Raw genomic sequence first — 18,016 nt, 5'->3', positions numbered from 1 at the left:
GAGGGTATCGCGATGCAGCCCAAGAGGGCGGATTCCCGCGTTGCAGCAATAACTTAGCGCGCCAGCCGGTTGCCTGCGAAGCCGCTTCGTGGGTAGCATCGTCAAAACGCCCGGACGACAGGGGCGGATCATGACAGAATGGGGAAGGACCATGGCCGCGCCAACGACGCTGAAGGGCACATCCCGCGCAAGCGCGACGCCGAAAGGCGCCTGGAAGATCACCTTCCTGCTGTTCCTGTTCATGCTGGTGAACTTCGCCGACAAGATCGTGGTCGGGCTCGCCGGCGTGCCGATCATGACCGAGCTCAATCTGAATGCCGAGCAGTTCGGCCTGCTTGGATCATCCTTCTTCTTCCTGTTCTCGATCTCGGCGATCGTCGTCGGCTTCGTCGTCAACAAGGTGCCGACGCGCTGGGTGCTGCTGGTGCTGGCGCTGATCTGGGCGCTCGCGCAATTCCCGATGGTGGGCACTGTCGGCTTCACCACGCTGCTGATCTGCCGCATCATTCTCGGCGCCGGCGAAGGCCCCGCGGCGTCCGTCGCCGTTCACGCGGTCTACAAATGGTTCCCCGATGAGAAGCGGGCGATGCCGACCGCGATCCTGTCACAGGGATCCGCCTTCGGCGTCATCCTCGCCGTGCCCGCGCTGAACTGGATCATCGTGAATCACGGCTGGCACTATGCCTTCGGCGCACTCGGCGTGGTCGGGCTGATGTGGAGCGTGGCGTGGCTGTGGCTGGGCAAGGAAGGGCCGCTGGCGGAGGTCGAGCTCGCCGGCTTGCGCGAGCGGCGCGTTCCCTATCTGCAACTGCTGACGTCGCGGACCTTCGTCGGCTGCGTCGCCGCGACCTTCGGCGCCTATTGGGCGCTGTCGCTCGGGCTGACCTGGTTCACGCCGTTCCTGGTGAAAGGCCTCGGCTTCTCGCAGCAGCAGGCCGGCTTCATCTCGATCCTGCCCTGGATCTTCGGCGCGTGCGTGGTGCTGACCACGGGCTTTGTGTCGCAGACGCTGATGGCGCGTGGCGTCTCCACGCGCATGGCCCGTGGCGTGGTCGGCGCGACGCCGCTCGTGATCGGCGGCGGGCTGATGGCGATGATGCCGCATGTCGACGCCGCTTCGGCAAAGATCGCACTGCTCGTGGTCGGATCGGGATTGTGCGGCTCGATCTACGTCGTCTGCCCGCCGATGATCGGCGAGTTCACCCCGGTCACGCAGCGCGGCGCCGCCATGGCGATCTACGGCGCGCTCTATACGCTCGCCGGCATCGTTGCGCCCCTCGTGATGGGCAAGATGATCCAGGCCTCTGGCAGCCTGCTTGAAGGCTACATGTCCGGCTTCACCATCAATGCTGTCATCATGGTGATCTCCGGCCTGCTGGGTCTGGCGCTGCTCTGGCCCAACAGCGAGCGTGCCCGCCTGCAGGCGCAGCAGGGTGTGGCGCCGGAATTTGCGTGATACAACCCCCGCCCGGGGTCATCAGGAGGCGGCCTCGCATTCACCCGCGTGAGGTCCCGCATGATGCGCCTGTTCTCTCATATGCTGCAGTACTGGCGCGGCGTGCGATGCCTGACGATCGAGGACTTCTCGGGCGCCATCTTCCACTTCAGCAAGGTGGTCCAGCTCAACCCGCGCAACCATTACGCTTACCACAATCGCGGCGTGGCGCTCCAGGGCATGGGCAGCTACGCCAGCTCGATCGAGGATTTTGGTCTCGCGCTCAAGCTCAAGCCCAACGCGCAGACCTACGGCGCCCGCGGCGTGTCACGCAAATTCCTCGGCGACTTCGACGGCGCCATTGACGATCAGACGCGTGCTCTCGCGCTCGAGCCCAGGCTCGCGGCGGCTCATGGCGAGCTCGCGTACCTTCATCATGTGAAGGGCGATCTGGATCGCGCGATCGCCCAGAGCACGACAGCAGTCGGCCTCGCGCCCAAAGACCCGGTCATGCATCGGGGACGTGGCTATATTCAGTTCTGCTGCGGCAGGTTCGAAGCCGCGGCAGCTGACATGGAACGATCGCTCGCGCTCCAGTTCGAGCCCTATGCGGCCCTGTTTCGTTACCTGTCGCTGGCTCGGTTGCCGGGGCGCGCCAAGCCAGATCTCGCTTCTTTCGCGGCGTACTGGGCGGCGGGGCAGTGGCCCTGGCCCGTGTTCGATCTTCTCATGGAGCGTTCGACGGCGCAGCAGCTGTTGAACGCGGCGGCAACGGCTCCAGAACAGGCTGAAGCCTATTTCTACATCGGTGAGTGGCATCTCCTGCACGGCCGCAAAGACGAGGCCGGCAGGGCACTCGAGATCGCGCTGCGCTCGTTGCCACCCTGGTTCAACGAGCATCCCGCCGCGCAAGCCGAGCTTGCAAGGCTTGCCGAGACAGTCGCCGCGGCCAGTTGACGTCTCAGCTCAGCTGGCGCGCACCCCTCACCAGCCGCCCGGGCCGTGCGCCGGTGGCTTCGCTATGCCGGCGTGTCACCACGCCCGATACGATCGTCGCCTCATAGCCGTCGACCTCCTGCATCAGGCGGCGGCCGCCGACCGGCAGGTCGTAGTGCACCTTCGGCGGATGCAGATGCAGCCGGTCGTAGTCGATGACGTTCACGTCGGCCTTGTAGCCTGGCGCGAGCAGGCCGCGATCGTCGAGGCCGACGGAGAGCGCGGTCTTGCGCGACTGCGCGGCGACGACGAACGGAATGGAGAGCTTGTCACCGCGCCTGCGGTCGCGGGTCCAGTGCGTCAGCAGATAGGTCGGGAAGCTGGCGTCGCAGATGATGCCGCAATGCGCGCCGCCGTCGCTGAGGCCGGGCACGCTGCGCGGGTCGCGCAGCATCTCGTAGGTGGCATCGAGATTGCCGTCGGAATAGTTGAGGAACGGCACGTAGAGCATGCCGCGCCCGCCATCCGTGAGCATCGCGTCATAGGCCAGTTCCTCGGGACGACAGCCGCGCGCGCGGGCCTGGGCGCCGAGTGACCGCGCCGGCGGCTGCTCATAGTCCGGCGGATCGCCGAGCAGATACATCTTGTCGTAGTTCGGCTTGAAGAACAGCGGGTCGTCGGTCGCGCTGGCCTGCTCGCCTAGGATGGCCGCGCGCAGCGCCGGATCGCGCATCCGCGCGACGCGCTCATCCAGCGGCAGATGCGCGATCGCCTGGTAGCTCGGATGCGTCTGCAGCGGGTTGCGCGACAACTCCAGCCCAAGCAGCAGCCCAACCGGGCGCGCCGCGATCTGCGCCGTCACCGACAGGCCGCGCGCGGCGGCGGCGTTGATTTCGGCCAGCGTCTGCCGCCAGCGTTGCGGCGCGCGGTCGTTCTGCGTCACCGAGAACGAGATCGGGCATTTCGTCGTGTCGGCGATGCGCAGCATCATCGGCAGGTCTTCGTGGATGGTGGAGATGTCGAGCACGAATTGCAGCACGCTGCGGCCGGCGCCGTGCATGGCCTGCGCGATCGTCGTCAACTCGTCCTCGCCCGCCTTGAGCGTCGGCGTGTAGTCACCGGTCGATGTCCGATGGTTGAGCGTGCGCGAGGTCGAGAAGCCGAGCGCGCCGGCCTTGACCGCATCGCGTGCCAGCGCCGCCATGGCGCGGTTGTCGTCGGCGGTGGCCGGATCGCGGCGCGCGCCGCGCTCGCCCATGACAAAGACGCGCAGCGCTGCATGCGGCAGCTGCGCGCCGATGTCGAGATCGAATTCACGCTTGCCGAGCCACTCCATGTAATCCGGAAAGCTCTCCCATTCCCAGGGAATGCCGGCTTCGAGCACCGGTTCGGGGATGTCCTCGACGCCCTCCATCAACTGGATCAGCCGCTGATGATCGGCCGGCCGGCACGGCGCGAAGCCGACGCCGCAATTGCCCATGATCGCGGTGGTGACGCCGTTCTGCGACGACGGCGAGATGTCATGGCTCCAGGTCACCTGGCCGTCGTAATGGGTGTGGACGTCGACGAAGCCTGGTGTCACGAGTTTGCCGCGTGCGTCGATCTCCTCGCGGCCGGATGCGTTGACCTTGCCGACCTCGACGATGCAGCCGTCCGCAATCGCCACATCAGCTTCGTAGAGTTCGCCGCCCGAGCCATCGGCAATGGTTCCGCCGCGGATCACGAGATCTGGCTGCGTCATGGCGTGTCTTCCCCGGGTGTTGTTGTTGGCCGCATCATCGGCCAGGGAACGGTGATGTCAACACGCCGGAAGTGGGGGCAGCGTTGCGAGAGAAGCCACCGCCGCAGTCATGGGGACTGCGCTCATCTCCTGTGTCCGGGCGCTTTGACGATAAGCTTGATAGTTGCGACTAACAGCTACGCCTTGGCCTTCTTCGGCTCGGTGAAGAACGCGAGCACGATCGTCAGCAGCATGAACACGACGGAGGTGCCGAACACCCAGCGCGGCGCGTTCATGTCCATGATCCAGCCGAACAGCAGCGGGCTGACCACGCCGGCGAAGTTGAAGCCGGTCGACACGATGCCGAAGGCGCGGCCGGCGGCACCCGGAGGGGCGGCGTTGCGCACCAGCATGTCGCGCGACGGCGCGATCACGCCGCTCATGAAGCCCGCGACCAGCATGATCGCCGTGAGCAGCACGGTCGGCAGGTTGATGAAAGTGATCATCAGCACCAGCACGGCGTTGATCGCATAGGCGACGGCCGCGACCAGGTTGTGATGGCGGATGCGGTCGGCGAGCTGGCCGCCGGCGAGCACGCCGACGGCGCTGGCGCCGAGGAACGCGGTCAGTGCGATGTTGGCGGTCGAGAACGAGATGCCGTAGCCGTTCATGAGCGCGACAACGCCGAAGCTGGCGATGCCGGCGTTGGACAGGCTGAGCAGCATGAAGAACACGGTCAGCAGCATCAGCATCGGCGTCAGCAGGCTGGGCTGTTTGACCTTGCTGCCGTCGGCGCTGGTGTGATGCGGATGCGGCGGCACCTCGGGCACGTTGCCGACGAGCAGCAGCAGCGCGGCGAGCGGTCCGACCAGGCCGGCTGCGATCAGCGCGCCGGAGCCGCCGACGGTCGTGACCAGCGCCGCCATCACGGCGGGCGCGACGGCGCCGCCGAGATAGCCGGCGAAGGTATGCACACCGAACGCGCGGCCCATGCGCTTCTCTTCCATGTGTGCGGCCAGCAGCGCGTAGTCGGAAGGATGGTAGACCGCGTTGGCGAGGCCGAGCAGCACCGCCGAGACGACAAGGCTGGCATAGCTCAGGTAGACGCCGAGCATCGCCAGCGACAGGCCACCGAGCGTCAGGCCGATCAGCAGGATGCGGCGGGCACCGGCGCGGTCGACCAGATAGCCGACGGGCGCCTGGGTCAGGGCCGAGACGACCGCGAACACGGTGAGCGGAAAGCCGAGCTCGATGTAGCCGACGCCGAGCTTCTCCTTCAGGTAGGGAAACAGCATCGGCAGCACCAGCATGTGCAGATGGCTGACCCAGTGCGCCAGCGAGATCAGCGCCAATGTGCGCAGCGGCGAGGCGGCCCGGACCGGAGCATGTTGCGGTGCGGCGAGAACGTCAGCCATGGTCGATCCGTTGGCCCCCGGCGTCAGCGATGGAAAGGAGGGCGCGTTGCCGGCAAACCGCCGATGCTCCCGAAATCAGGGGCGCGCGCGACACAACGCCACACTATCGTAATGCGGTTCATTGTCCATGAACGCCCGCGCATGGCACCTGCGCGGGATGGCCGGCGGCCGAGGGGCGGCTTCCCTCCGCGGATGACGTTCCAGATGACGTGGGGCGGAGATGTAGGGTGGCAGCTCCAACACCGGTGTCGTCCCTGCGAACGCAGGGACCCATAACCACCGGCGGACGTTTGTTGCGCGACTCGTGCAACGGGCAGCCTGCCTCAAGTGAGATCACGCGGTATGGCCGGGTCGGCGCCCGCTGACGCTTCGCGTCAACGGGCTTGCCCAGGACGACAGCGAGAGAGCGTGACCTCCTACGGCACCACCGGCCCGCCGGCCTTTTTCCACGCGTCCAACCCGCCTTCAATATGCGCCGTATTCGCCAGCCCCGCCGCCTGCGCCGTCTGCACGGCCATTGCCGAGCGCTCGCCATAGGCGCAGAAGAACACAATGCGGCGGCCGGTGGCGGCGGCGACCTCGCGCAACATGCCGCCCGGCTTGAGATTGTCCTCGATCGCAGGATAGGGCGCGTGCAGTGCGCCGGACAGCGTGCCATGCTTGGCGCGCTCCGCGGCCTCGCGCAAATCGACCAGCAGCACGTCGGGGCGTCCCAGGCACTCGATCGCCTCGCGTGCCGACAGCGACAGGCCCCGCTTCGCCAACTCCTCCTGATGCAGCCCGACGCGCATGTTGGCGGGCACCGCGACATCCATCATCTTCGGGTTCGGCAACTTCAGATTTGCCATCAGCGCAACGTAGTCGTCGACCGACTTGACCTGCAGGCGCGGATTGTAGCGGCGCTCCTCGCCGATCGTGGAGACGGTGTCGCCCTTGTAGTCGTGTGCGGGATAGACCAGCGTGTCGTCGGGCAGCCGCAGCAGCTTGTTGAAGATGGAGTCGTACTGCTGTCGCGCATCGCCGTTCTGGAAATCGGTGCGGCCGGTCCCTCGGATCAGCAGCGTGTCGCCGGTGAAGACGCGGTCGCCCAGCGAGAAACTATAGGAATCGTCGGTGTGCCCGGGCGTGTACATCACGTCCAGGCTGATGCCCTCGATGGCAATCCGGTCGCCCTCGCTGACGCGCATCGCCACCACGTCGGCCTTGGTCTGCTCGCCCATGATGGTGACGCAATGGGTGCGGTCGCGCAAAGCGCCGAGGCCGGTGACGTGATCCGCATGCAGGTGGGTGTCGACGGCCTTCACCAGGCGCAAATCGAGCTCGCGCAAAAGCTGGCAGTAGCGCTCGACCTTCTCCAGCACCGGATCGATGATGACGGCCTCGCCGCCGCTGCGGCTGGCGAGGATGTAGCTGTAGGTGCCGGAGACGCTGTCGAACAATTGGCGGAAGATCATCAGCGCCTCCTTCCGATCTGGATCATCGTGGCATTAGCACGACCGGCCCGATGTCACCAATGCGGCGAACGCTCGGCAGGTCGGATTGCATCGCGCAATCCGCGGTCACGATTGCGATGCAAATCCGGGATTGCCGTCGACACCCGAGAGCGTGACCTTGTTCGTTCCGACCAGCACCAGTTGGCCGTTGCGCAGGTGGTTGGCCACCACGTCCCACACCGGCTTGCCGTCCTGCGCGTTCATCGAGGCCCAGCCGGCGACCTTGTAGCTCTTGCGGGCGTCCAGCGGCCGGCCATCGTCGAGCGTGAGATCGGAGATGCGGCGGCCGATCGGCTCGGCGGGCGCGCAGCGGTAGGATAGCCCTCCGGTTCGCACCATGTCGCCGCCCTGCTGCAGATAGGGGTCGGCGTTGAACAGGTTGTCGCAGACGTCCTCGAGCACGTCCTTGATCTCTGCGCCGGACATCCGCTGCACATAGGTCTCGGGATAGGTGATGGCGGTCTGCGCCAGCACGTCCTCGAGCAGGATGGACTGGTTCGCGAGCAAGGTCGGGCCCCAGCGGAATCCGGGCGACAGCGCGATCTCGGCATCGAGCTCGCGGCGCAGCGCCGCGCAGATCAGGTCGTCGGTCGCGCCTTCGAAATTGCCGCGCCGGTAAAGCAGCCGGTCGGACGTCGCGAGCTTCTCGCTCCAGGCCGCGACCTGCGGCTGCTGCGTCTGATCGATCAGCGCCTGCATCGCCGGGTCCGGCTTCAGCAGCTCCGAGTAGACGGGCAGCAGCCGGTAGCGCGCATCGGCGACGCGGCCCTTGCCGACGTCGAGATCGAGCACGGCGAGGAATTTGCCGTTGGAGCCGGCATTGGTGACGAGCGTTGCGCCCTTGGAATTGCTGACCGCGACCGGCTGCGGAACCGCGTCATGGGTATGGCCGCCGAGGATGACGTCGATGCCGGTGACGCGGCTCGCCAGCTTGAGGTCGACATCCATGCCGTTATGCGACAGCAGGATCACGGCATCGACCTTGTCGGCGCCGCGGAGGCCATCGACCAGCTTCTGCAGCTCCTCCTCGCGGATGCCGAACGTCCAGTCCGGCGTGAAGCGGCGCGGATGCGCGATCGGCACGTAGGGAAAGGCCTGGCCGATCACGGCAATGCGGGCGCCGCCGATCTCCTTGATGGTGGCCGGCTTGAACACGCGGCCGGAGCCGGGATCGAACGCCTTGGCGTCGTTGAACGCCGCCTCCTCCGTCAGGAACACGTTCTGCGCCAGGAATTCGCCCTTGAAGCGGGCGAGGTTGGTGCGCAGCGCCTCCTCGCCATAGGTGAACTCCCAATGCCCGGTCATGGCGTCGATGCCGAGCAGGTTGGCGGCGCTCACCATGTCGGCGCCGCGCATCGCATTGGCGAGCCCGGTGCCCTGCCAGAGGTCGCCGCCATCGAGCAGCACCGAGCGATGGTCGCCGGCATCGGCGCGCAGCTTGTCGACCAGGGTCTTCAGATGCGCGAATCCACCCATCCGGCCGAAGCGGACGGCGTACTTCTCGAACTCGAACGAGGTGAACGCATAGGCCTCGGCGCTGTCGGGCCGGATGCCGTAGCGGTCGAGGAAGGCGCGCTCGACCAGATGCGGCGGCCGTCCCCACATTTCGCCGATGCCGAGATTGACGCTGGGCTCGCGGAACAACAGCGGCCGCAACTGCGCGTGCGTGTCCGTGATGTGCAGGATGCGCGCGTTGCCGAACTTCTCGATGTCGTAAAGGCTGACGGTGTCAGCGGCGCGGGCGCTGCGCAGCAACGCCGGCGCGGCGAGCGTGGCGACAACTGATGCCTTCAGAAAGTCCCGGCGCCGAATCATGGCTCGCGTCCTAGATCATGATGCGATTCCACGGAATCGCATCATGATCCATCCCTTTGTTTGAGCATGATCTCCGCACAAACGCCTTCGGCGTTCGTCGCGAGGGAAAACCGGTTGCCACTTCTCCGGATCATGCTCTAGCGGATCTCCATGTCCTTCCAGCGCTGCTTCTCGCTGGTGGCCTGGACGACCGAGGCCTTGGCGAGCGCCTCGGCCTCCTGCGCCGACTTCAGCGCAGAATCGAAATTGCCGGAATCCGCTGCCTTCTTCGCAGCGGTGAGTGCGGCCTGGGTCACGGTCCATTGGTTGCGCAGACGTCCGGCTTCCTTGTTGGCGCTCTCGGCCGCCGCGACAGCCGCGAGATAGTCGGCCTCCGACGCGGCCCGCGCGGAGCCGGCGCCGACCGCTGATACCATCATGGCGAACACGATCTTTTTCATGACGCTTGCTGTCGTGACGTTTTTCATGGCCGCGCTCCAGGTCCTGAAACTGGCAGGCCGTTCGACACGTAGGACAGGTAATATTCGAGGTTGCGGTATTCGTCCGATTGCGGCTCCAGCGGCACGGCGCGTGTCTGGCTGTTGCAGGTGACGAAGCGCCGGCTGATCGTGCCCATGCCGCTCCATTCCGAGCGGTAGATCGGCATCGCGTTGAGGATGCCGAGCGCCGGCGCCAGGATCTCGGCGCGGATCCGCTCCCCCGGGCTCTGCACGTGGCAGCTCGCGCAGGAGAAGTTCAACTGGCCGCGGCGGGTGTAGAAATACTCCTTGCCCTTTTCGAAGGCCTCGAGCGCACGCGGGTCGTCGGGGATCTTGATGTCGAAGCGCTTGCCGCGCGACGTGTACGCCATGTAGGCGGTCAGCGATGCCATCTCGTCCTTGACGTAGGAGTAGGGCTGCTCGCCATTGGCCTCGCGGCAGCGGTTCAGCGCCAGCTCGAGGGTGATGACCTTGCCTTCCTTGTCGTCGAAATAGGGATAGTTCTGGCGGATGCCGATGCCGCCGTTCGGGAAGCAGTCGGCATAGGTCTTGCCGTTCTTGAACGGCTTGGCGAACATCTCCTTGCCGGCATCGAGCGCGAACTCGTAGGGCGGAAACTGCTCCTTCTCCTCCCATTGCTTGCGCATGTCGGCGTTCATCGAATACGGCCCGTTGACGAAATCGTCGAACGCCACCTTCGGAAACTTCTTGACGAAGTAATCCTGGAACGCCTTGGCGTCGGCGGCCGGGTTCGGCTTGTCCGCGGCCGCGACGCCGGAGGCGCCGAGAGCGAGCGCGGCCGCCACGGTCAGCGCGAGGCGCGGCGCCCTCATTGGATCGTCGCCGTCAGGCTGTCGGTCGCGCCCTTGCTGTCGACCCAGCTCACCTTGAGCTCGTCGCCCTTGGCCGCGCCCTTGAAGGCGAACTTGACATAGGGGTCCTTCGACACCGCGGTGCCCCAATCGGCCAGGAACACCGTCTTGTCCTTGTGCACGAAGGTGACCTGCTGGATGTAGTGCGCCGGGATCACTTCGCCCTTGGCGTCCTTGACCAGGCCCGTATCCATCGGGTGCTGAATCAGTGTCTGGACCTCGGCGACGTCGCCATTCAGGACGGCGCGGACGCGGATGCTCGATGCCATGATGATCTCCTGACCTTAGCCGCCGCAGCCGCCGACGGTGACCTTGACCTCCTTGGTCGCGCTGTAGAGCTTGCCGCCGGATTCGACGAGCGCGATCACGTTGGAGGTCTTGGCCATCTTGAGCCGGTTCGCCACCGCGGGCACGGTGCCCTCGGGGATGTGGTACGACGCCGCCAGCGCGAACGGATTCTCGCTGACGATGAAGGCGATCGAGGTCACGTTCGGCAGCGACGTCGTCACCGCGATCGGCACCACGCCGCCGTTCTCGGCGATCTCCGGCGCGTCGAGCTTGATCTTGTCGGACGCCTCGTGGTCGCGGCCGTACAGCGCCTTGACCGCGTCGCCCGCATTCTTCTGCTTGAAGGCGTCTTCCGGATATTTGTTGTCATTGGTCGCGGCAAACACGGGGGTCGCGTGCAGCACGGCGTTGCCGAGGCCGATCAGCGCGACGAGGCCGGCGCCCTTCAGGAACAGGCGGCGGTGGGCCAACGGGCCGAACGAGGCAGTCATGGCGGTCTCCAAACGGAATCAGAGGGTCTGCAGGAAGTCGACGATGGCGCTGATTTCCTGCTCGGTCAGGATGCGGTTGCGGCCGAACGGCGGCATCACCGTCAGCGGATTGCGCCTGGTCTCGTCGTTGAGAATCGCGATCAGCTCGGCGCGGTCGTATCTCGCCTTGAGGTTCTCCAGCTTCGGGCCGATCGAGCCCGGCAGGTCGCCGCCCTTGATCTCGTGGCAGGTCAGGCAGTTGCCCTTGCCGCGGTCGAAGGCGAGCTTCTGGCCGTCGACGGCACCGGACTGGGCGTGAGCGGCCATGGACATGGCGAGCGAGAGCCCCATCGCCAGGGCGGTACGCAGGACAGGTGTGATCAAGGTGGAGTTCCGACGTCTCGGTGATCTCGGCAATATAGGCGCTGCAAAGCATAAAGACCATCGGCTGACAATGCAGCTATGGTGGCCGCCGCAACGCGGTTAACGAGGGCCGTCCATGGGGCGGCCGGGAGAATGGTCATGGCGGAATATGTCGTGGAGTTCGGCCGGGACGGTCGGCCGGTGGAACCGGACGGACGGCTGGACGCGGCCGCGTTCCACCGCAACCACCAGCCGATCTGGGCGGTGCTGGAACGGCTGCTGGCGGGCAAGACCGGCGACGTGCTGGAGGCCGGCAGCGGCACCGGCCAGCACGTCGTGCATTTCGCCTCGCAGCGCCCGGACCTGACGTGGTGGCCGAGCGATCTCAACGCCAACCACCTCGCCAGCATTGCGGCTTGGCGCAGCCATGCCGGGTTGTCCAACATCCGTGATGCCCAGCGCATCGACCTGTCAGATCCCGGCTGGCCGGCGGCGTTCCGCGCCGCGGGCGGGCCGTCGCAGCTCGCCGCGATCTTCTGCGCCAACGTGATTCACATCGCGCCGTGGTCGGTGGCGGAGGGATTGTTCGCCGGCGCCGGGCAGGCGCTGTCGGCGGACGGCGCACTGGTGCTCTACGGCCCGTTCAAGCGCGACGGCAAGCACACGGCGGTCAGCAATGCCGTGTTCGATACGTCGCTGCGCGAGCGCAATCCGGACTGGGGCGTGCGCGACATCACCGACCTCGAGGCGCTCGCCGCGCGCCACGGGCTCGCCTTGCGCGAGACGATGGAAATGCCCGCCAACAACATGATCCTGGTGTTCGGTCGGACTTCGTAGGTTTGCGACGGCGCCTCGCCGATCTTCGTCATTGCGAGCGAAGCGAAGCAATCCAGGGTCGCGTTGGGACTCTGGATTGCTTCGTCGCTTCGCTCCTCGCAATGACGGAAGATGGGCCGCTCACTTCGCCTCCAGCCCGACATGCCGCGCCAGAAACCGCGTGCCCAGCGTGATGAAGCTGGCGCGCTCACGGTTGTCGGTGCCGTAGCCATGGCCGCCGGCGGCGGGTTCGTAGAACCAGGCGTCGTAGCCCATGGCCTGCAGCTTGGCGGTCATCTTGCGCGCGTGGCCGGGATGGACGCGGTCGTCGCGCCGCGTGGTCGCGATCAGGATCGGCGGATAGGGCTGGCCGGGCGTTGCGGTGTGATAGGCCGAGTAGGTCGACAACCAGCTCCAATCCTGGTCGCTGTCGGGATCGCCATATTCGGCGATCCAGCTCGCGCCGGCGAGCAGCTTGGTGTAGCGGCGCATGTCGATCAGCGGGATGGTGCAGAACAAGGCGCCGAAGTGCTCGGGGTAGCGCACCAGCATGTTGGTGATCAGGATGCCGCCATTGGAGCCGCCTTGCGCCGCGATGCGCTTCGGCACCGTCACGCCGCGGCGGACGAGGTCGGCGGCGACCGCGGCGAAATCATCATGCGCGAGCCGCTTGCCCGCATAGCGGCCGGCGTCGTGCCAGGCGGTGCCGAACTCGCCGCCGCCGCGGATGTTGGCCTCCACGAGCGTGCCGCCACGCTCGAGCCACAGCTTGCCCAGCGCCGCATTGTAGGCCGGACGGAGCGTGTGACCGAAGCCGCCATAGGCGCTCATATGCACCGGCGCGTCGCCTGTCAGCTCGGCCGGCCCGGTCTGGGTGTAGGGAATACGCTCGCCGTCCACCGAGATCGCCTCGTGTCGCGTGACGACGTGCCCCTCGGCGCTGAAGGTGCGAGGCGCCTGCTTCAGCACGATCGGCGCGGCCAAGCCCTCGATCAGTAGCAGCGACGGCGGCGTCAGCGGATCCTGGATGTTGGCGAGCAGGTCGCCGTTGCTTTCGGCCTCGTCGGTGTCGAGACGCCAGACGTCCACCGTCGCGATCTCCGGCAGGCCGGGAAGCCGCTCGCAGCTCCACTCCGCCGGTGACGGCGTCCACACCTCGAACCTTGCCCTGAGCTCGTCGAGGATCGACAGCACCAGCCGGTCGCCGGCCCAGGACAGGCCCTGCAGCGCGCGTCGCGGCGCGGGCTCGAACACGCGGGTGAAATCGCGGCGCCCGGCAAGGAATGCCGAGAGCTGGAGACCGAGCACCACATCTGCGGGATGGGTGACCTCGCCGACGGTCCAGGGCTGGCGCAGCTTGATGGCCATCCAGTCGCCATGCGCTGACATCCAGCAGTCGGTCGGCAGGTCGAGCCTGGTCCGCGCCCCGCCGCGGTCACCGAGCCATAGATATTGGTTGAAGAAGTCGATGCCCTCGGCAAACCACACCCGCGCCGGCGCGACGCTGCGATCGACACCGACATGCACCCATGTCGACTGGCTGCCTTCGGCGGCGAAGATCACCTCCGCCTGCTCGACCGGCTGGCCGCGCCGCCAGCGCCGCACCGCCCGCGCGTAGCCCGACGGCGTCGCCATGCCGGCGCCGAACGCGCTCGCCAGCAGCAGGGTGTCGGCATCGAGCCAGGCGGCGCCGCCCTTGGCCTCCGAGAGCGTGAAGCCGCCCGTCACGAAGCGCTTCGTCGCGAGGTCGAACTCGCGCAGCACCACGGCGTCGCTGCCGCCCCGCGACAGGCTCAGGATGGCGCGCTCATGCGCCGGCGGCAGGCTCGAGACCCCGTTCAGCGCCCAGTCCTCGCCTTCGTCGGCCGCGAGTCGGTCGATGTCGAGCAGGTCCTCCCATTGCGGTTGCGCCTTGCGGAACTCCGCGATCGTCGTGCGCCGCCACAAGCCGCGCGGATGCGCCGCGTCCTTCCATTGATTGTACAGCAGCCCGCCGCGGCGGCTGACGAACGGGATGTTGTCCGGCCGATCCAGGATGGCGGCCAGCGTGTCGCGGTCGCGTTCGAAGGCCGCATCGCCGAACGCGGCGAGCGTGCGCTGGTTCTGCGCCGCGACGAAGGCGAGTGCGCGCTCGCCGTCGATCTCCTCGAGCCACAGATACGGATCGTCATCGGGCGCCGCGATGGTCGGACGATCGTCGATTGACATGGCTCAAGCTCCGCGGGCGCCGTTGACGCGAGAATACCGCCAGCTTGATTAGCCGGGCCCATCGGGAGTGTCGAATCACGCTCGGTGGCGCGTTCGCTGCCGCATGGCTTGTCTCCGTTCGCGCCCGTTGCCTCGGGCGCGCGCTTCCCGCAATAGTGCGGCTGAACCAGCAAGGCGGGAGCGTGCGCGCCACGCCTCCGGATACCTGAGATGATCGATCTGACCGTGAGCGAAGACACCTCCGATGATGCCCGCGCTCGCCGTAACGTGGCGCGGCTCGCGGCCGCCCAGGCGCTGACCGGCGCCAACTCGGCCGTGATCTTCGCCACCGGCGCGATCGTCGGTGTCACCATTGCCCCGAACATCGGGCTCGCGACGGTGCCGATCTCGATGTACGTCGTTGGCCTCGCCGCCGGCACCTTGCCGACCGGCGCGATCTCGCGCCGCTATGGCCGCCGGGCGGCCTTCCTGATCGGTACCGGCTGCGGCGCCGTCACCGGCGTGCTCGGCTGCCTCGCGATTCTGCGCGGCTCGTTCGCACTGTTCTGCCTGGCGACGTTCCTCGGCGGCGTCTATGGCGCCGTCGCGCAATCCTATCGCTTCGCGGCGGCCGATGGCGCCAGCGCGACGTTCCGGCCCAAGGCGGTGTCGTGGGTGATGGCGGGCGGCATCTTCGCCGGTCTGCTCGGTCCACAGCTCGTGCAATGGACCATGGACGTCTGGCAACCCTATCTGTTCGCGTTCAGCTATCTGGTCCAGGCGGCGGTCGCGCTGGTCGCGATGGGGATCGTCGCCGGCGTCGATCTGCCGAAGCCTGAAGCTGCCGATCTCCATGGCGGCCGGCCGCTGTCCGAGATCGTGCGCCAGCCGCGCTTCATCGCAGCTGCCCTGTGTGGCACCATCGCCTATCCGGTGATGAACCTGGTGATGACCTCGGCACCTTTGGCGATGCAGATGTGCGGGCTCACCGTGTCGGATTCCAATTTCGGCCTGCAATGGCACATCGTCGCGATGTACGGCCCGAGCTTCTTCACGGGATCGCTGATCGCGCGCTTTGGTGCGCCTGCCATCGTCGCGGTGGGCCTGGGGCTTGAAGCGGTCGCGGCCGTCATCGGCCTGTCGGGCCTGACCGCGATGCACTTCTGGGCCACCCTGGTCATGCTCGGCGTCGGCTGGAATTTCGGCTTCGTCGGCGCCTCCGCGCTGGTGCTGGAGACACATACATCCGCCGAGCGCAACAAGGTGCAGGCGTTCAACGATTTCCTGATCTTCGGCCTGATGGCGCTGGGCTCGTTCTCCTCGGGCCAACTGCTCGCCAATTTCGGCTGGTCGGCGGTGAACCTCGTGGTGTTCCCGCCGGTGCTGCTGGGATTGTGCGTGCTTGCACTGGTGTGGTCGTCGAAGCGGCGCGAGGCAGCGGCGGGCTGACTAAAACGGGCGTAGTAGTAACGAGGTCGTGCCGCACCCACGGTGCGCTCCCCTCCCCCTTGCGGGGAGGGGGCGGGGGTGGGGGTCCACGAACCGTGCTCTCTCAGATTACAAGGATCAAAGTCTCTCGCTCGGCCGAGCGGTGGATGCCCAGCCTTGAGAGCCGATAGCAGTGCAGATTGATAAGGTCGCACCTCACTTCGCGCAGCGCCCGGAGACCCCCACCCCCGACCCCTCCCCGCAAGGGGGAGGGGAGTGCACCGGCATCGTGGCGACAGCGGCGCATCGCAGCTCACGCGCTTCTCACTTCAACTCCGACACCTCGCCCTCCGGCAGGTCGAACTCGAACGCGTTCAGCGTCATCGACACCATCGTGTAGTAGCCGCACAGGCCGATGATCTCGACCAGGCCGCGTTCGCCGAGCAGCGCGATCGCTTCCTTGTAGAGCGCATCCGTCAGTCCATGGCCCTCATGCAGCGACTTGGCGACGTCGTAGATCATCTGTGCCTTGGGATCGGAGAATTCCGGCGTGCGACGGTCGCGGATGTCCTCGATGATCTTGATGTCGAGCCCGCCGGCCAGCGCCAGACGCTTATGCGCGTACCATTCGTAATGCGCGGTCCAATGCCGCGCCGTCACCAGGATCGCGATCTCCGAGAGTGCTGCCGGAAACACCGTGTCGTAGCGCAGGAAGGCGCCGAGCCGCGTCGCGTGCCGCGCCATCTCCGGGCTGTTCAGCCAGGCCATCATCGGCGGCGGCGGCGAGCCGCGCTTGCTGGCGATCGACTCGTCATAGGTCTGGCGCTGGTCGGCGCTCATTTCGCCAGGCGAAAGAAGTTTCAGGCGCATGTTCGTTTCCTCGTATTTCACGCGGTGGCATCATGACCATAGAACGCCTAGCAAGGCGAGGGCGCCCGCGGCGACATCGATGTTGAATTCCCTGACGGGCTGAGGTTAGGTCGTTTCAAAGACAGCAATCATGGAAACGCGTGAGGACTTGGCATGGCCGATCTCGACACATTCCGCCGCGAAACCAGGGCCTGGCTGGAGGCCAATTGCCCGCCGGAAATGCGCCGGCCGATGACCTCCGAGGAGGACACGTTCTGGGGCGGCCGCAATGCAAAATTCTCCTCTGAGCCGCAGCGCGTCTGGTTCGAGCGCATGCGCGACAAGGGCTGGACCGTACCGCACTGGCCCAGGGAATATGGCGGCGGCGGTCTCGACGGCGAGGAGGCCAAGATCGTGCGCCAGGAGATGGCGGCGATCGGGGCGCGCGCGCCGATCACCTCGTTCGGCATCTCAATGCTCGGGCCGGCGCTGCTGAAATACGGCACGGACGACCAGAAGCGCGAGCACCTGCCGAAGATCACCGCCGGTCTAATCCGCTGGTGCCAGGGCTATTCCGAGCCGAACGCCGGCTCCGATCTCGCCTCCTTGCAGACGCGGGCCGAAAGCGACGGCGACGACTACATCATCAACGGCCAGAAGATCTGGACCTCCTATGCCAACTACGCCGACTGGATCTTCTGCCTGGTGCGCACCGATCCGGCGGCGAAGAAGCATGACGGCATCAGCTTCATCCTGTTCGACATGACGTCGAAGGGCGTGTCGACCAAGCCGATCCTCCTGATCTCCGGCCGCTCGCCATTCTGCGAGACCTTCTTCGACAATGTCCGCGTGCCCAAGGCGAACGTGCTGGGTACCGTCAACCGTGGTTGGGACGTTGCGAAGTACCTGCTGCAGCACGAGCGCGCGATGATTTCCGGCATGGGCGAGCGCGGCGGCAGCCGGCCGCTCGGCCAGGTCGCGGCGGATTCCGTCGGCAGCGATGCGCAGGGGCGGCTCGACGACGCGCTCTTACGTGCGGACATCGCGACCTTCGACGTCGACGAGGCCGCGCTTGCCGCCGCCGCCGAGCGCATGGTCGATCTCGCCAAGGCGGGACAGGGGCATCCGGCGTTCTCGTCGGCGATGAAGTACTACGGCACCGAGCTCAACAAGCGTCGCCACGAGCTGCTGATGGCGGCCGGCGGCATCGACGCGCTCGAATGGGAGAGTGAGCGCTCCCACGAAGGCGCGCGTCCCCGCGCCTGGCTGCGCACCAAGGCCAACTCGATCGAAGGCGGCACCTCCGAGGTCATGCTCGGCATCGTCGCCAAGCGCATCCTCGATCTGCCGGGGGCGTAGTTCGCACCCACGCCGTCATTCCGGGGCGCCGCGACGCGGCGAGCCCGGAATCCATAACCACGATCGTGAGTATGGATTCCGGGCCTGGCCC

At 66.7% G+C, this 18,016-nt stretch carries 16 protein-coding genes; 5 read left to right on the top strand and 11 right to left on the bottom strand.

What is annotated here, in order from left to right; genetic code table 11:
* Positions 1-151: 151 nt before the first annotated feature.
* A complete protein-coding gene (locus ACQR0W_RS27255) occupies positions 152-1,456 on the top strand; it encodes an MFS transporter (protein ID WP_315717076.1) in 1,305 nt (434 codons plus the stop codon).
* A 60-nt stretch (positions 1,457-1,516) separates the two neighbouring features.
* Positions 1,517-2,392, top strand: coding sequence for a tetratricopeptide repeat protein (locus ACQR0W_RS27250; protein ID WP_315827927.1), 876 nt, complete (start codon positions 1,517-1,519; stop codon positions 2,390-2,392).
* 4 nt (positions 2,393-2,396) lie between these two features.
* Here ACQR0W_RS27250 and ACQR0W_RS27245 read toward each other — a convergent pair whose 3' ends face one another.
* The 9 genes from ACQR0W_RS27245 to soxX form a co-directional block, all read right to left on the bottom strand.
* Positions 2,397-4,112 (bottom strand): N-acyl-D-amino-acid deacylase family protein, encoded by a 1,716-nt coding sequence (locus tag ACQR0W_RS27245; protein ID WP_316171983.1) that lies wholly within the window; start codon positions 4,110-4,112, stop codon positions 2,397-2,399.
* A 176-nt stretch (positions 4,113-4,288) separates the two neighbouring features.
* On the bottom strand, positions 4,289-5,506 hold the full coding sequence (locus ACQR0W_RS27240; RefSeq protein WP_316171984.1) for an MFS transporter: 1,218 nt from the start codon (positions 5,504-5,506) through the stop codon (positions 4,289-4,291).
* A 416-nt stretch (positions 5,507-5,922) separates the two neighbouring features.
* Entirely contained in the window at positions 5,923-6,960 is a 1,038-nt protein-coding gene (locus ACQR0W_RS27235; RefSeq protein ID WP_315827930.1) for an MBL fold metallo-hydrolase, read from the bottom strand.
* Between the two features lie 105 nt (positions 6,961-7,065).
* Complete coding sequence (gene soxB / locus ACQR0W_RS27230) at positions 7,066-8,814, bottom strand: thiosulfohydrolase SoxB (protein WP_315827931.1); 1,749 nt, start codon at positions 8,812-8,814, stop codon at positions 7,066-7,068.
* 137 nt (positions 8,815-8,951) lie between these two features.
* Positions 8,952-9,254: a hypothetical protein gene (locus tag ACQR0W_RS27225; RefSeq protein ID WP_409977916.1), complete on the bottom strand. Its 303-nt coding sequence runs from the start codon at positions 9,252-9,254 to the stop codon at positions 8,952-8,954.
* A gap of 23 nt (positions 9,255-9,277) precedes the next feature.
* Entirely contained in the window at positions 9,278-10,126 is an 849-nt protein-coding gene (soxA, locus tag ACQR0W_RS27220) for a sulfur oxidation c-type cytochrome SoxA (RefSeq protein ID WP_316165632.1), read from the bottom strand.
* The gene (gene soxZ / locus ACQR0W_RS27215; RefSeq protein WP_315827933.1) at positions 10,123-10,434 is read right to left on the bottom strand and encodes a thiosulfate oxidation carrier complex protein SoxZ; all 312 of its coding nucleotides are present in this window, start codon (positions 10,432-10,434) and stop codon (positions 10,123-10,125) included. The genes soxA and soxZ overlap by 4 nt, the downstream gene beginning before the upstream one ends.
* Positions 10,435-10,449: 15 nt before the next feature.
* A complete protein-coding gene (gene soxY, locus ACQR0W_RS27210; RefSeq protein ID WP_315717085.1) occupies positions 10,450-10,944 on the bottom strand; it encodes a thiosulfate oxidation carrier protein SoxY in 495 nt (164 codons plus the stop codon).
* A gap of 18 nt (positions 10,945-10,962) precedes the next feature.
* On the bottom strand, positions 10,963-11,256 hold the full coding sequence (gene soxX, locus ACQR0W_RS27205; RefSeq protein ID WP_315717170.1) for a sulfur oxidation c-type cytochrome SoxX: 294 nt from the start codon (positions 11,254-11,256) through the stop codon (positions 10,963-10,965).
* A 189-nt stretch (positions 11,257-11,445) separates the two neighbouring features.
* Between soxX and ACQR0W_RS27200 the strand changes: the two genes are divergently transcribed.
* Positions 11,446-12,123 carry a DUF938 domain-containing protein gene (locus tag ACQR0W_RS27200; protein WP_316171986.1) on the top strand — a complete coding sequence of 226 codons (678 nt, stop codon included), beginning with the start codon at positions 11,446-11,448 and terminating at the stop codon, positions 12,121-12,123.
* 120 nt (positions 12,124-12,243) lie between these two features.
* Here ACQR0W_RS27200 and ACQR0W_RS27195 read toward each other — a convergent pair whose 3' ends face one another.
* Positions 12,244-14,310, bottom strand: a complete 2,067-nt coding sequence (locus ACQR0W_RS27195; protein WP_316171987.1) for a prolyl oligopeptidase family serine peptidase — start codon at positions 14,308-14,310, stop codon at positions 12,244-12,246.
* Between the two features lie 210 nt (positions 14,311-14,520).
* On the opposite strand from ACQR0W_RS27195, the gene ACQR0W_RS27190 reads away from it, so the two are divergent.
* Positions 14,521-15,738 (top strand): MFS transporter, encoded by a 1,218-nt coding sequence (locus ACQR0W_RS27190; RefSeq protein ID WP_315751172.1) that lies wholly within the window; start codon positions 14,521-14,523, stop codon positions 15,736-15,738.
* 303 nt (positions 15,739-16,041) lie between these two features.
* On the opposite strand, the gene ACQR0W_RS27185 is transcribed toward ACQR0W_RS27190, so the two are convergent.
* Positions 16,042-16,587: a carboxymuconolactone decarboxylase family protein gene (locus ACQR0W_RS27185; RefSeq protein ID WP_316165627.1), complete on the bottom strand. Its 546-nt coding sequence runs from the start codon at positions 16,585-16,587 to the stop codon at positions 16,042-16,044.
* Positions 16,588-16,740: 153 nt separating this feature from the next.
* Here ACQR0W_RS27185 and ACQR0W_RS27180 point away from each other — a divergent pair, with 153 nt between their 5' ends.
* Positions 16,741-17,925, top strand: coding sequence for an acyl-CoA dehydrogenase family protein (locus ACQR0W_RS27180; RefSeq protein WP_315717091.1), 1,185 nt, complete (start codon positions 16,741-16,743; stop codon positions 17,923-17,925).
* Positions 17,926-18,016: the final 91 nt, after the last annotated feature.

Origin of the sequence: Bradyrhizobium sp. HKCCYLRH1034, from assembly GCF_051168375.1 — a bacterium.
GTDB lineage: Bacteria > Pseudomonadota > Alphaproteobacteria > Rhizobiales > Xanthobacteraceae > Bradyrhizobium.
Note: the sequence above shows the minus strand (reverse complement) of the source record. Positions and strands in the feature narration are given on the sequence as shown.